10 protein-coding genes, 2 tRNA genes and 1 pseudogene are annotated in these 14,221 nt (G+C 40.3%); 8 read left to right on the top strand and 5 right to left on the bottom strand.

Features of this window, described 5'->3' with window-relative positions; genetic code table 11:
* Nucleotides 1–55: 55 nt before the first annotated feature.
* Entirely contained in the window at nucleotides 56–634 is a 579-nt protein-coding gene (gene def / locus GQR42_RS05240; protein ID WP_158199169.1) for a peptide deformylase, read from the bottom strand.
* Between the two features lie 84 nt (nucleotides 635–718).
* On the opposite strand from def, the pseudogene dnaA reads away from it, so the two are divergent.
* Nucleotides 719–1,768, top strand: a pseudogene (dnaA, locus tag GQR42_RS05235) (chromosomal replication initiator protein DnaA); the annotation flags it as partial.
* A gap of 834 nt (nucleotides 1,769–2,602) precedes the next feature.
* Here the strand turns inward: dnaA and GQR42_RS05225 are convergent.
* Nucleotides 2,603–3,076 (bottom strand): hypothetical protein, encoded by a 474-nt coding sequence (locus GQR42_RS05225; protein WP_158199167.1) that lies wholly within the window; start codon nucleotides 3,074–3,076, stop codon nucleotides 2,603–2,605.
* A 147-nt stretch (nucleotides 3,077–3,223) separates the two neighbouring features.
* Between GQR42_RS05225 and GQR42_RS05220 the strand changes: the two genes are divergently transcribed.
* Nucleotides 3,224–3,295, top strand: a tRNA-Asn gene (locus GQR42_RS05220).
* Nucleotides 3,296–3,597: 302 nt separating this feature from the next.
* Here the strand turns inward: GQR42_RS05220 and GQR42_RS05215 are convergent.
* Together GQR42_RS05215 and GQR42_RS05210 are read right to left on the bottom strand one after the other, a co-directional pair.
* Entirely contained in the window at nucleotides 3,598–4,857 is a 1,260-nt protein-coding gene (locus GQR42_RS05215) for a M16 family metallopeptidase (protein ID WP_158199166.1), read from the bottom strand.
* Between the two features lie 3 nt (nucleotides 4,858–4,860).
* On the bottom strand, nucleotides 4,861–6,138 hold the full coding sequence (locus GQR42_RS05210) for a M16 family metallopeptidase (protein ID WP_158199165.1): 1,278 nt from the start codon (nucleotides 6,136–6,138) through the stop codon (nucleotides 4,861–4,863).
* A 268-nt stretch (nucleotides 6,139–6,406) separates the two neighbouring features.
* On the opposite strand from GQR42_RS05210, the gene GQR42_RS05205 reads away from it, so the two are divergent.
* The 5 genes from GQR42_RS05205 to GQR42_RS05185 all read left to right on the top strand — a co-directional run bounded on the left by GQR42_RS05205 (nucleotide 6,407) and on the right by GQR42_RS05185 (nucleotide 13,085).
* The gene (locus GQR42_RS05205) at nucleotides 6,407–7,186 is read left to right on the top strand and encodes a pantothenate kinase (RefSeq protein ID WP_158199164.1); all 780 of its coding nucleotides are present in this window, start codon (nucleotides 6,407–6,409) and stop codon (nucleotides 7,184–7,186) included.
* Between the two features lie 70 nt (nucleotides 7,187–7,256).
* A complete protein-coding gene (locus tag GQR42_RS05200) occupies nucleotides 7,257–8,324 on the top strand; it encodes an NAD-dependent epimerase/dehydratase family protein (protein WP_158202393.1) in 1,068 nt (355 codons plus the stop codon).
* A gap of 193 nt (nucleotides 8,325–8,517) precedes the next feature.
* Nucleotides 8,518–9,789: a glycosyltransferase gene (locus GQR42_RS05195; protein WP_158199163.1), complete on the top strand. Its 1,272-nt coding sequence runs from the start codon at nucleotides 8,518–8,520 to the stop codon at nucleotides 9,787–9,789.
* Between the two features lie 27 nt (nucleotides 9,790–9,816).
* Nucleotides 9,817–10,881, top strand: a complete 1,065-nt coding sequence (locus GQR42_RS05190; protein ID WP_158199162.1) for an NAD-dependent epimerase/dehydratase family protein — start codon at nucleotides 9,817–9,819, stop codon at nucleotides 10,879–10,881.
* 23 nt (nucleotides 10,882–10,904) lie between these two features.
* Nucleotides 10,905–13,085, top strand: a complete 2,181-nt coding sequence (locus tag GQR42_RS05185) for a hypothetical protein (RefSeq protein WP_158199161.1) — start codon at nucleotides 10,905–10,907, stop codon at nucleotides 13,083–13,085.
* 293 nt (nucleotides 13,086–13,378) lie between these two features.
* Here GQR42_RS05185 and GQR42_RS05180 read toward each other — a convergent pair.
* Nucleotides 13,379–13,451: transfer RNA gene (locus GQR42_RS05180), tRNA-Ala, on the bottom strand.
* Nucleotides 13,452–13,582: 131 nt separating this feature from the next.
* Here GQR42_RS05180 and GQR42_RS05175 point away from each other — a divergent pair.
* Complete coding sequence (locus GQR42_RS05175) at nucleotides 13,583–14,134, top strand: 1,2-dihydroxy-3-keto-5-methylthiopentene dioxygenase (RefSeq protein ID WP_002769808.1); 552 nt, start codon at nucleotides 13,583–13,585, stop codon at nucleotides 14,132–14,134.
* Nucleotides 14,135–14,221 lie beyond the last annotated feature (87 nt).

Genomic DNA, 14,221 nt, shown 5'->3' with positions numbered 1-14,221 from the left:
ATATTCCCGTTAAGTTATTGAACTTATTTTGAAGATATAGGGAGATTTTGCGATTTTATCGCTTATATTCAGCAATATTACTGATTTTTTGATATTCTTCCTCCGAATATAAATCCGCCGGAGAAGCAAGGCGATCGAGAAAGAGGATTCCTTCCAGATGATCGTATTCGTGTTGAAAGATGCGTGCGACAAAATCCCTGAAAACTTGACGGATTTCCCGACCATTGCGATCATAATAGGCCACCTCAATCCACTGATGACGGGGGACAAAACCGCGCCAATTGGGGACACTGAGACAACCTTCCCAACCCTTGACCATTTCCTCGCTGACCTGCAAAATACGCGGATTAATCATGGCAGTGGGTGACATGATCGGAGCGTCGGGATAACGAGGATTGGGGTGAGAAGCAACGATAAACAGACGCAGAGACCGAGCAACTTGGGGTGCGGCGATTCCCACCCCGTGGGCAGCTTGCACGGTGGTAATCAGGGAATCGATCAAATCTTGACAGTCAGAATCGAGAAGATGATCGAGCGCTGGTGCTTTTTGCTGTAGAATTGGGTTTCCTAATTGGGTGATTGTTAAAACTTGTGTCATCTGTATAAGGATTAATTGTTTCCCTCTGAAAATCATTTTATCTTGAGCGGAAAAATCTCGCTAAACTGATAAGGTTTCCCCGCAGCAGCACTAGAGCAACTTTGTTAATCAAAATTAACCGTGGATAGCAGCCCCCAACAACTTTGGCATAATCTCCTAGAGCGTCTAAAATTACTATTAACCCGTCCCGCTTTTGAAACTTGGTTTCAAACGGCGACGGTTAAAGAATGGCAAAACGATCGCTTAGTAATTCAGGCTGCCAATCCTTTTATTCTTAACCATCTTCAGAAAAATTATCTGTCAACAATTGCCGAAGTAGTGTAGGATATCGTCGGTTATCCCGTCGAGATTCAACTAACGGCACAACAGGGGGATTCGATCGCTATTTTCCAGCCTCACACTAGCTTAGAATTAGAACTATCCCCCAGTAATCAACTTAACCCTAAATATAATTTCTCCCGTTTTGTTGTCGGGCCAACTAATCGCATGGCCCACGCGGCCGCTTTAGCGGTGGCGGAATTACCCGGACGCGAATTTAACCCGCTTTTTCTCTGTGGTGGTGTGGGATTAGGTAAAACCCATTTAATGCAAGCGATCGGTCATTATCGTCTGGAATTATATCCCCAATCCAGGGTTTTTTATGTATCGACGGAACAATTTACTAATGATTTAATCACCGCTATCCGTCAAGATAGTATGGAAAGTTTTCGTAATCATTATCGCCATGCGGACATATTATTAGTGGATGATCTGGAATTTATTGAAGGAAAAGAATACACTCAAGAAGAATTTTTTCATACCTTTAATACCCTGCACGAAGCGGGAAAACAGGTAGTTTTAGCCTCCGATCGCCTCCCTAAACAGATTCCCAGTTTACAGGATCGTTTAATTTCTCGCTTTTCTATGGGATTAGTCGCCGATATCCAAGCACCAGATATCGAAACTCGTATGGCAATTTTACAAAAAAAGGCCGAGTACGAAAATCTGCGTCTCCCACGAGAAGTTATCGAATATATTGCCGTTAATTATACTTCTAATATTCGCGAATTAGAGGGAGCATTAATTCGGGCTACTACTTATATTTCTATCTCTGGATTGCCGATGACGGTAGAAAATATCGCACCGGTTTTAAATCCACCAATGGCCAAAATTGCCACTTCTCCTGAGATTAAAACGACCGGCTACTGACGACTGGCTACTGACGACCGACTCCTAACCCCACCAACAAACTTTTTGCTGCAAACCCTAAATAGGGTTTGCAGCAAAAAGTACGGGCGAAGCATTCGGATAGAAAATCTCCGGTTTCACCGATAGGTTATTGCCCGAATGCTTCGCCCCTACAGGACGCGGGCCGATGAAGATGCAAGGTTTTGAACCACGATTCTCTCAAAATCTTGCACCTGTTTCGCTCGTAAAGCCCCAAAACCCTTACTTTGCCTACATTTCACATTTATTCAGCAAGCCCTATTTAAGGATTTTATGCAATTTAATCCTTATTTTTGCCGTTTTTGAATCCTCAAAAATTAATTATGCAAGAGGTTTAATCAATGTGCATGGTGCGTTCCCCAAAATCGATCGCTGGAGCAGTAGGACTTGCATTAGGGAACGCACCCTACAGCGATAGCGATCGCACTGTGATGAGAAATGATTTCATAATTGATACGACAATAGTGTATTTATCGATTTCTGTCTAACGGTCTATTTATACGGCTTTTAGTTTAGTGTAGGACTAATTTCTTCAATCCACCCGACAATTACCTAATTTTCAGGGCAAAAGAGTCCTATTTAGGGTCTGCTGAATAAATCTAAAAACCTTGTTGGATAGGACTTTTAGACTTTTTTACCCTCAAAAAGTGCCAGCCATTGCGGGGATCGGGGGGAAAATTCAGGGACTTTTTCTCTGAAAATTAGGTAATTGACCAGATGAAAATTGGTAAAACCCTACACCCTACACCCCACACCCCACACCCTACCCCCACGAGAAACTTTTTCAGCATACCCTATTTAGTGGTGTACTTGCAGATGAAGGACATAATGACCTAAAATCAGGTTATCTGACCATAATTCGTACTCTAGACGCAAATATTCGGGGAGATTATTCCCCTCTAATTGGAGACTACGGGTATAGTTGCGGACGCGAAAAGCGTCACCCGGTTGAAGACTTTCGGCATTTAACCAGTAGCGACTGACACCAAAAACCCCTTGCTCCCAAAAATGACGATAGGCGAATTTTCCCTGGCCCTGCATGGTCATAATTACCCGATTGACCGAAATTTCTAGCCAAATTAATTTATTTTGCCTATTTTCGGGTTTAAGTGTCTCTATTTCTGCCAGAGCCATCGGTGGTTGATTGAGGAGAAGATGAAACCGGTGGCGATCCTTTTGGTAGAGGGTAGCGGAAGTGTCTAAAGAGGAGAGGATGGGTAGATCTGTGGAGAGCAGACAGAGGGAAACGGGACGGTGGTGATGGGCAAGCATAGACTAGACTTAATGGTGTCCTTATCTCCACAATAGTGGATTCTCCGCCCACCTCTACCGGCACCGGAAATTTTTTTGAGAAAAAATCCAGAAAACACTTGCATTATTGAGGGACTTATGATTATAATTATTAATTGTGAGTAGCTTTCCTCGGTAGCTCAGTGGTAGAGCGGTCGGCTGTTAACCGATTGGTCGTAGGTTCGAATCCCACCCGGGGAGTTAATCAAAAAAAGCAGCAGCAATAGTCTCTTGTTGCTGCTTTTTGATGTTTTTAACTAAGCTGTTGACTATCTAAATTACTCGTTGAGACTGTCTATGAGATGGGAGCGGGGGTTAGGGAAATGGGGAAATGGGGAATTTCAACTAAAACCCCAACACCCTAAAACCCCAACACCTATCTCCTGTATCTTATCTCCTGATACTAAATCCAGTTATTAAAAACTGATTATTTATTCTCCATTTTGCCTTTTGCATGAGTAGAAAACGGGTTTCTCGGAGAACCCCGTTTTCTGTGCGACTTCCTAGAGAATTTCAGCGATCGCATTTTCTGGACCGACTAGAGAAATGTAAGGATTTTGAAAATATTTATCGGCTACCGATCGCGCTTGTTCGGGAGTAATCTGATTAATAGAATCCAGGAAAGTGCGATCGAATTCAATCCCCAAACCTAAGCTTTCATACCAACCGTATAATTGAGCGATTTCGGCGTTAGTTTGTTTACCGAGAGCATATTGACCCAATAACTTATTTTTAGCTGACTGTAACTCCTCCTCACTCAAAGTTACTTTATATAACCTTTCTGCTTCCTGACGCAATCCCGACACGGCAATCGCTGTGTTTTGGGGTGCAGTACCCATATAAATGACAAATTGGGAAGAATCGAGACGGGTGGGATAAAAAGAGGAAACATCGTAGGCTAATCCCCGTTTTTCTCGCAATTCCACGAATAAACGACTAGATAACCCATTCCCCAGATAGGTACTCAATAATTTTAAAACGGGATAATCATCCTCTTGTACAGAAGACCCGGGGTATCCTAACATAACGATCGCCTGTTGACTAGCTTGGACGGTAGTTAAACAGGTAGGCTGAAAATCAAAAGCGGCCGGGGGTAAACTAGATAAAGGAAGATCGGGAATTGACCAACTGCCAAAAATTTCCGTCACTGCTTTTACCGCTTCCTCTAGGGTAATACGGCCAGAAAGACTAATCACGAGGTTATCGGGACGGAAAAAGCGACTATGATAGGCCTGCATATCCTCCCGTTGCAATTGCGAAACCGTTGCCTCCGTACCCAATAAAGACATACCATAGGGATGATCGGGGTACATAGCTGCGCGTAATTGATTAAAAGCGACATTAAAAGGCTGTTCCAATTGAGAGCGAATGCTTTGACGGGTGAGATTTTTCTCTAATTCGATTTCTGGAGGGGGAAAACTGGGAAAACGAATAATTTCCGCCGCTAGACGCAATATATCTAAAAAATCCTTAGTAACGGTCTTTAAACTCACCACAAAATAATCGGTCCCCGTATCGGCACTTAAACCGGCCCCCGTGGACTCAACGCGATCGGCAATTTCTAGGGAAGATAACTTTTCTGTACCTTTGGTGAGCAGCACGGCCAAGAGACGAAATAAACCCGCCTTTTCGGTTTTTTCCCAACGAGTACCCGCATTTTTGAGAAAAATCCTCCCTGCAACTAACTCCACGGCCGTATTTTCCACCACTAAAAGAGTGATGCCATTTTCTAAGGTTAAGCGGTGAATGGGAGAAGCGGACATCGTTTATTCACAGGGTTGCATTATTGTAATAGCATATCGCTCCGGGGAGAGATACTGACGAGCGAGACGCTGTAGATCTGACGGTTGCAAACTTTGGATAACTTGGGGATAGATCGTTGCTAGGTCGGCAGCTCTCAGGGTTTGATAATATCCATAGAGTCCGGCTAATTGGCCCGGGGTTTCTGTGGAGAAAATATAATCGTTAGCTAATATCTGTTGAGTGCGGTGTAATTCTGCGGGGGGGACGGGATGATCGTGCAGATGTTGGAGATGTTCACAGATAATAGCTTCAATTGCTGCGGTTTGTGAGCTAGATAGGCAAGCACCGATGGTAAAGAGACTGGAATCTCGTTGCAGGGAAAAATTACTGTTAATATCGAGGACGATTTGCGCTTCTTCCCGCAGCTGTCGCACTAACCGCGAACAGCGTCCTCCGGCAAGAATTACAGAAATCAAGTCTAATCCAAAGGCATCTTCTAGGCGATCGCATCCCGGTCCAGTCCATCCCATCAAGAGACGAGAATGTTCTAGATGGGGTAAATATACTTGGGAGCGACGAATTTCGATCATGGGGGGTTCGGCAGCCACTAGATGGGGAGGGGATTCCGAGGGGACGGGAAATTCCCGAAAAGATTGCCGGATAATTTCTAAAGCTGGTTGGGGTTCAATTCCCCCAATAATCGCCACACACATATTTTCCGGTTGATAATAGGTGCGATGGAAACAGCGCATTTGATTGGGGGTTAATTGCTCTAAACAGGGTTGATCGCCTAGAATAGAGCGTCCGTAGGGATGGTTTTGGTAGATACTTCCGCAGAGGGTTTGGTAGGCAATCCAATCGGGATCATCATAACAGGCCCGTAATTCTTCTAAGACTACATCTTTTTCCCGATAGAATTCCTCATCGTCAATCTCAGCATGGAGGAGAATTTCGGCCAGATGGGGTAAGGTATGTTCAATTTGATCCACACTGGTGGTGAGATAGAAGTGCGCGTAATCGTGACTGGTGGCAGCGTTGGTCATTCCGCCACAATTTTCGATTAAATAGTCAAAGAGTCCGGGGGGAAGTTTTTTCGTCCCCTTAAAGATCATGTGTTCGAGAAAATGGGCCATACCTAACCATGGGTCGGGTTCAGCGATCGCACCTGCTTTCACCCACACATCCACCACCACCACAGGAGTCACGGGTAAATACTGATGAATTACGGTTAAGCCGTGATCTAATTGCCATACCTGAGCGGGAAAAGAACTTGTTTGACACTGCGCTATCGACTTGATCAATGTCCGTTAACCAGATTTTTTGTTAAATTCTATACATAGGTTATATTATCTCTTGCCTGCTCAACCATTAAAAAAGTTTTGTCATGATTTCTAGATAATTCCCCCGAATATCAGCCTTATCAGTGATCAGTGATCAGTTATCAGTGATCAGATGTGAGTTTTCGGTTCACTGATTACTGTTTACTGTACTGTTTACCGATCCCTAATCACTGATTACTGTTTACTGTTTACTGTTCACTGTTCACTGAAAATACTTCCCACTAACTAAATGACTGAGCAAGATACTGACTGGATAGGGTTGATGATCGGCAATTCTCGGCTACATTGGGGGTATTTTCGCGGTCAAACCCTGTTAGCTTGTCTCGATACTCCCCACCTGACCGAACCCCTAAGTGATGAATTTTTGCAACAAATTTTCCCTAAACTCTTGACAAATAAATGCAACTGTGAATTGGTTGTCGCTTCTGTGGTTCCTAGCCAAAGAGAATTATGGGCAAATTATGGCAATTTACGGATAATTACTCTGAAAGATATTCCTTTACTGGATTTATATCCGACATTCGGCATCGATCGAGCTTTAGCTGTCTTAGGTGCGGGAAAAAAATACGGATTTCCCTGTTTAGTCATCGATGCGGGAACAGCTTTAACTTTTACGGGGGTGGATGGGGATAAAAAGCTAGTGGGGGGGGCAATTTTACCCGGGTTAAAGGTGCAATTAGCCAGTTTAAGGGAACGGACGGCAACCTTACCAGAGGTGTCTTTACTGGAAAGATTACCTCAGATGTGGGCAAAAGAAACAGCAGAAGGGATAAGAAGTGGGATAATTTATACAATTTTGGCGGGAATAGAAAAATTCAGTCTGGAATGGTTAAATTTATATCCAGAGAGCGGGATAATTTTAACGGGGGGAGATGGGGACTTAATGAGGGATTACTGGCAAGAAAACGCCATTAAATCACTCCTAGTGGATAGGACGATAATTTTTGAAGGAATTGCCGCAGTTAAGGGAATCTCCTCCTGTTTAATTGACAAAGGTGAACCTATCTAGTAAAGTCGGGGAAAGTTTTCTCAACTTGGGAAATTTCTCAACAACTAGGCAAAAAATTCAGGATATAGTTATGGCGATCGTTCTAGTAACTGGTTCTGCTGGTTTAATCGGTTCCGAATCAGTACGATTTTTTTGTGATCGGGGTTATACTGTCGTCGGTATCGATAATAATATGCGTCAGGTATTTTTTGGCGAAGACGCTTCAACGGAGTGGAATCGAGCCAAATTATCCCAAGATTACGGGGATAAATACATTCACCATGCTGTAGATATTCGCGATCATGAAGCTATTGCAGCTATATTTAAAACCTATAGTCATGATATATCCTTAATTATCCACACGGCGGCGCAACCTTCCCACGATTGGGCAGCTAAGGATCCCTATATGGATTTTAGTGTCAATGCTAACGGAACTTTAGTATTATTAGAAAATACTCGTCAACAATGTCCCCAAGCAGTATTTATTTTCTGTTCCACCAATAAAGTTTACGGGGATAGACCGAATGAATTGCCTTTAGTAGAAAAAGAATTACGTTGGGAAATCTCGGAAAATCATTCTTATTTTGCTCAAGGTATTGACGAGTTGATGAGTATTGATGCTTGTAAACATTCTTTGTTTGGTGCCTCGAAAGTGGCAGCGGATGTGTTGGTACAGGAATACGGGCGTTATTTTGAGATGAAAACTGCCTCTTTTCGTGGTGGTTGTTTAACCGGTCCAAGTCATTCGGGAACCCAATTACACGGGTTTTTATCCTACTTAATGAAATGTACGATGACTGGCAAAGAATACAGTATTTATGGCTATAAGGGTAAGCAGGTACGCGATAATATTCATAGTTACGATCTTGTCAATGCTTTCTATCATTTTTATCAGACTCCGCGAGTAGCAGAAGTTTATAATATCGGTGGTAGTCGCTTTAGTAATTGTTCCATGTTAGAAGCTATTCAAGAATGTGAAGCGATTGCAGATAAAAAGTTAAACTGGCAGTATGTAGAGACTAATCGTATTGGTGATCATATTTGGTGGATTTCTGATGTGAGTAAGTTTAAAAATCATTATCCTGATTGGCAGTTAACCTACACGGTAACAGATATTCTCAAAGAGATTTTTAGTCAAAACGTTAGCCGTTGGACTTAGGGTAAATCAAGAATTATTCTGGTCAGCTTTTATCTGCTAGTTTTCCCTCGTTACAAAAGTTATTTTTAGCCAAATATACTGCTAGTAATTGAGGAACTATGTTAATTAGTTAACCAGAGGACATTAATAATGTTATTAATAGAGCAATATTGACCTAGAAAAACTAAACCAGATCATGTTTTAAGAGACTATTATGTTAACTAAAATCTACAACAATAAAATTTTCCGATTTCTCATTGCTGGGGGAGTGGCATTTCTAATCAACTTATTCTTAATTTATTGGTTCATTGATGACTTGGGATTTAATACCCCATTTCTGAAGAATGTTGCTAATGTCATTTCGATAGAAATATCTTTAATTGCCAGTTTCTTTATCTATAGAATCTGGGTGTGGACTGGAGGAGATTGGACAATTAGAGATGTGATTTTGATACAACTTCCTCTCTATCATCTCTCGGCAGGTTTAGCAGTTTTACTGCGAGTTTTTTTGATATTTCCCTTCTTAAACTGGTTAGGAATTAGCCCTGGAGTTAACACAATGATTGGGGTTTTAGTGGGGGCTAGTATTAATTATGTCGCCAGTGATAGCCTAGTTTTTAAACCCAAGAATAAGACTAATGAGACAGAAATGTACTATCCCGAAGGATTAGCACCAGCTTTCGAGATGGACGGTTACTCTCACCCACGTCAATCAAGGGATAACTATGCAGTAAAAACCTTATCAATAGTTATTCCTGCTTACAACGAAGAAGATTGCATCGAAAGCACCACTAACTTAATATCTGAACGTTTAAAAGAGGATAGAATTGATTATGAAATCCTAGTTGTTAATGACAATAGCAAAGATAACACCGAAGCAGTTCTGCAAAAAATCAACCAAGAAAATCCTCGGATTCGCTACATTAATAACTATTATCCTAACGGGTTTGGTTTTGCGGTGCGCTGTGGATTAGAAAATTTTAGCGGTGATGCAGTGGCAGTAGTAATGGCAGATAATTCCGACTCTCCCGATAACATGGTGGACTATTATTATAAGCTCCAAGAAGGCTACGATTGCGTTTTTGGTTCCCGTTTTATCAAAGGAGGAAAAGTTATTGATTATCCCATACACAAGCTATTCATTAATCGTTTGGCTAATCTCTTCATTCAAGTTTTATTTGGGCTAAAATTTAATGACACTACTAACGCCTTTAAAATCTATCGTAAGGAGGTTATCGAAGGAATCTCACCTCTACTATCTCACCATTTTAATTTAACAGTAGAGATGCCCTTAAAAGCGATCGTGCGAGGATATTCCTACACGACAATTCCCATCACTTGGCGCAATCGTACCACGGGGGTTTCCAAGTTAAAACTCAAGGAAATGGGCAGTCGTTATTTATTTATAGTTCTCTCTATCTGGTTAGAAAAACACTTTTCTAGAGGCGACTATAAGCGCAAACAGAAAAAGAATCAAGTCGTTTGATAATTATTATCTAGAGGAGTATTGTTGATGACTAGACGAGTGTTAATTACTGGTGGTGCGGGTTTTGTGGGCAGTTCTTTAGGTTTAGGATTAGCCCAACGTTATCCCGACTGGAAAATTATCGCCTTAGATAACTTAAAACGTCGCGGTTCTGAATTAAATATTCCCCGTCTCAAACAAGCGAGAATTGAGTTTGTTCATGGAGATGTCAGAAATGCAGAAGACTTAGAAGCATCCGCTTTGCCAGTGGATTTAATCCTAGAATGTTCGGCAGAACCTTCCGTTTTAGCTGGTTATACTTCCCCGGGCTACGTTTTGCAGACTAACTTAATTGGAACGATTAACTGTTTAGAATTAGCTAGACAAACCCAAGCAGATTTTATTTTTCTCTCCACCAGCAGAGTTTATCCCATTGCCTATCTTAATCAATTAAACTATACAGAAACAGATACTCGTTTTCATTTATCTGAACAGCAAAATTTACCCGGGGTTTCTGCTTTTGGTATCAGTGAACAATTTCCCCTAGATTTGCCCCGTTCTCTCTACGGTTCCACTAAGTTAGCATCGGAATTGATTATTAATGAATATGGGGATGCCTACGGATTAAGAACTTTAATTAATCGCTGTGGAGTTTTAACCGGTCCTTGGCAGATGGGAAAAGTTGATCAGGGAGTTTTTGCCCTTTGGGTGGCTAATCATTACTTTCAGAAGTCCTTAAAATATATCGGTTATGGGGGTACAGGGAAACAGGTTAGAGATTTTCTTCATGTAGCTGATTTACTCGATTTAATCGATATTCAGATTGCTAATTTAGCACAATTCAAAGGGCAGACTTTTAATGTGGGGGGTGGGCAAGATTTTTCCTTGTCTCTTTATGAAACCACAAAACTATGTCAAGAAATCACGGGCAATAGTATAATGATTGAGGCAATTCCCGAAAATCGCACCGGAGATATGCCAATTTTTATCACTGATTCTCGCAAAATCAGTTCTATGACTGGATGGCAACCCCAGCGAGACGGTAGAAAATTAATCCAAGATATTTTTGATTGGATTCATACCCATGAAAAGGAATTAAAAGGTATTTTTTAAAGAAAAATTCTGGAAATAAGGCTATGCAAATCACCAAAATACTTGCTTCAAAAACAATTGTTTTTAATTTAATTATTAGTCTAACTCTGATTTACCTGTTTTTGGCATTTTTGCCGACGATACACTTAATAAATCCCGGATTAGATGCTTCTTGGTCTTACGGAATTAGTCAAGCAGCCAAGGAAAAGTTAGTTTTTGGAAAAGAGATAGTTTTTACCTATGGCCCTCTGGGATATTTAATGCAAGGAGCTGCTTTATCTAGCAATTTTAAGCAAATTATAATTTTCAGATTTGCCGTTCATTTTGTACTATTAGGATTATTGATTTTAAGGATCATAAAGTTACAAACAAATAGTCTTAAAATATTGATAGTAATTAATTTTATTTTTATATTTTTACTAGGAGTTCATTACAAAAATACTATAGGATTTACTACAGATTATCAAATATTTTCTATATTTTTACTGGCTTTAAGTTTTGAGAAATTTTTTGTAAAATATTTACAAGTAAATTCTATTATAGTAGGTATGTTTACTGGGTTAGCTATTTTAACTAAGTTAACCTTGGGAATTTATATAGCAGGTACTTTTTATCTCTTTTTATTTTCCGGCTTTTACCTAGCCTATAGAAAACAAAAACTAAAGAATTTGAGTAAATATATTCAATCCCTGTTTAATTTCACTTTAATCGCTATTTCCGTTGCTAGTATTTTTTTATATTCTGGTCAATCGATAACAGTTTTAACAAAACTATTGGTTAATTTTATAATTTCTGGAATAGTAGCTTTTGTTATTGATAAAATTTTGAATAAAACAAGGCTGATAACATTTTTAAAAAAATTATTACCTTATCTAGTTTTTTATCTGTTTTATACAACTTTATTGATTCAAAGTTTTTCATCAAATAACTTTCCTTCTTTATATGAATATATACTCAATTCTTGGTCAATATCTTCAGGTTATTCCAGTGCCATGAGTCTTACAGGTTCTAAGAGAGCATTTATATCATTGATCAGAGATATAAATGCCCTCTTAGCAATATTATGTTGTGCAGTGATAATAAATCTACTTTTTCGTCTGTGCAATAGTGGTTCAACCAGCCTAAGTATTGCCCTGCTATTTCCTCTATTTTTAGGATTTAAGCACGGATTTGTTCGTCAGGATTCTCATGTAGTGCTGTTCTGTATTATTGTCCTGCTAATCATCTCATTATATTTTATCAAAATTGACAATAATCCAGTTAAGAATAAACCCAAATTATACATTACCTACTTAATTTTATTACTATCTTGTGTCGTTATTTCAACTCTTAGAAATTATCAATTTAGTAAACTCAATCCTGCCAAAGTAGCCAATAACATAAATAGGGTTGTTTTATTGCTCGATATAAAGAAATTTCAAGCAGAGGTTCAAAGGATTACGAGCGAAAATTTAGTTAAGCTAAATAATCGACTAAAACTTCCCGATTCTGTGCTGGAAAAAGTGCAAGGCAAAACTATTGATATAATTCCGTGGGAATTTTCACTTATTCCGGGCAATCAGCTTAATTGGAAACCGAGGCCGATTATTCAATCCTATTCTGCTTATACAGAAAAACTGGATGAACTAAATTATCAAAGCTTATCTCAATCTCCCAGAGATTATCTGATTTATCACTTTCAATCTATTGATGGCAGACATCCTTTTTTTGATGAACCTAAAGCTTTTTCCTATGTGGTTTGTAATTATCAACTTGACTCGGTAAATTCGCCATTCCAAGTCCCCGCAATCAAAACCAACTTTTATCTTTTAGAAAAACAAAAAGTCAGTCGTTGTAGTCCAACCCCTCTAGGAGAGACTACTAATATTACTTGGGATCAAGTCTATGAATTACCTACTCGTAATAGTGGGATTACTCGTGTTCAAGTTAAATTTGAATATTCTTGGTTGGGTAAAATAGTCAAACAACTCTTTAGAATCCCCCCCGTGATAATTAACGTTAATTATCTCGATGGAACTCAAGCCAATTTTCGCTTTGTTCAAGATAATTCAGCTAATGGAGTTATCCTTAGTCACTTACCAAGAAATGATCAGGAATTAATGGCATTTTTTCAAGGAAAATTACCACCACAGGTCAAATCTTTTAGCTTTTCTGTCAGTAATCTTCTGCTATTCTCCCCAGAAATAAAAGTAACGCCTTTTGGGGAAGTTGAGACTGGTTCATAATCTTTGGGACTTGCGCTTTGATAATGTACCTTTTGGGCGAACGCAGTTCGCCCCTACATTGTGGACAAAATCCGTTACTGTAGGGGCGCAAGGAACCTGCGCCCTCCGCGCGGAGGGGGTTTGCTGATCACCCTAAATAGGGGGAGAGCCTTCGAGATGTTGGGGACTTGCGCTTTGATAATGTACCATCTGGCTGGTCTGGTTCTTCTACAGAGCGATTTTCAAAGCTGGGATATTATTCCTACGCAAGTCCCTTTCTTGAACCTTGAAAAGCGGTTAGTATCTCTGGCCAATGGAGAATAGGGAACTCGAATCCCTGACCTCTGCGGTGCGATCGCAGCGCTCTACCAACTGAGCTAATTCCCCATATATAGGACATAATAGCATTTTTGAGGAGAAAATCCTAGGAACTGGCAAGGGATCGAGGGACAAAAAATCGAGCGGCTTCTCTCTGGAAAACTTTAAAATAGAAAAAGTAATCTTGAGGATGATAACCAATGGCGATACTACGCTTAGAGAATGGGACAACCTATACCCAGTTAGCCGATATTAGTCTGGAATTGGCTAAATTAAATGTTACTTTAAACTATTGGCCGATCGAAAACGAGGCCACCCGTCAGCTACTTAAGCAAGCTTCTCTGACTGACGAAGAAAAAGAAATAGTTTTAACTAGCTTAGACGGTTATTTTGAGCAACTAAAGCAAGAAGCGGGTTATCAAGCTAGAGATTTAATCGTTTTACACCCCGACATTGCCAATCTCGACACTTTACTGGCCAAATTCGAGCGCTGTCACACCCACGCTGACGATGAGGTGCGTTATATCATTGATGGAGAGGGGGTTTTTGGCTTTGTCTTTGCCGATGGTTCTCAGGGGGAATTAACTATTCAACCTCAAGAATATATCAATGTTCCCGCCCACAGCGAACACTGGTTTCACCTCACTGCCAGTAAACGAGTTAAAGCAGTGCGTTACTTCACCAGTACCGCCGGATGGGTTCCCGAATATACCGAAACTGTCATTCGTTTTCCTAGTTTAACAGCCGTTTAGTTCTTGCTTTCAGGCGATCGATCTCCCAAGACAGATGAATTTTGCAGGGATGGCAACGTCAGCATCAACAATCTGTTAAGCGGCAAA

The organism is Microcystis aeruginosa FD4 (genome assembly GCF_009792235.1).
In the GTDB taxonomy this organism is placed as follows: domain Bacteria; phylum Cyanobacteriota; class Cyanobacteriia; order Cyanobacteriales; family Microcystaceae; genus Microcystis; species Microcystis viridis.
The sequence above is the reverse complement of the archived record's forward strand: the minus strand, read 5'-3'. Positions and strand labels throughout refer to the sequence as shown.